The sequence below is a fragment of the Romboutsia sp. 13368 genome (genome assembly GCF_018336475.1).
Classification (GTDB): domain Bacteria; phylum Bacillota; class Clostridia; order Peptostreptococcales; family Peptostreptococcaceae; genus Romboutsia.
In genome coordinates this window covers 972,733-973,139 of the sequence record NZ_CP048741.1, presented here as the reverse complement: position 1 = coordinate 973,139, position 407 = coordinate 972,733, and the positions used below count along the sequence as shown (strand labels likewise).

The 407-nt window shown below is 20.0% G+C and carries 1 pseudogene; it reads right to left on the bottom strand.

Features of this window, described 5'->3' with window-relative positions:
• Positions 1 to 171: 171 nt before the first annotated feature.
• Positions 172 to 407 (bottom strand): annotated as a pseudogene (locus G3997_RS03945) (hypothetical protein); the annotation flags it as partial.

The window sequence follows — 407 nt, the reverse complement described above, 5'->3', positions numbered from 1 at the left end:
TTAACAATTCAATTATATATTTTTTGTATATAATAGTTTTCAATATATTTGTATTTTTTTAACTTTTTTTGCTAAATTTATTTGTGATAACTTTTTATATGCTTTATAATTTAATTAATTTGAAATTTTACAAATCTTGAAATATAACTAAAACTCTGCTTTTATTCTATTTCAAAAAAATATAGAATCAGATATAGTAATTATWAAAAATATATCACCAGGCATAAATATTACGCCTTTTTCATAGCATTTATTCAGCAATTTTCTAGAATTAATATTTTTTAGTTTTAAAAATAAGTGAAGTCCACCATCACCTAATATGTATTCGTTAGGTATATATTTACGTACACACTCATAAGCAAAATTAAATTTATCTCCATAGAATTTGCGTATTTTTTTTACATACC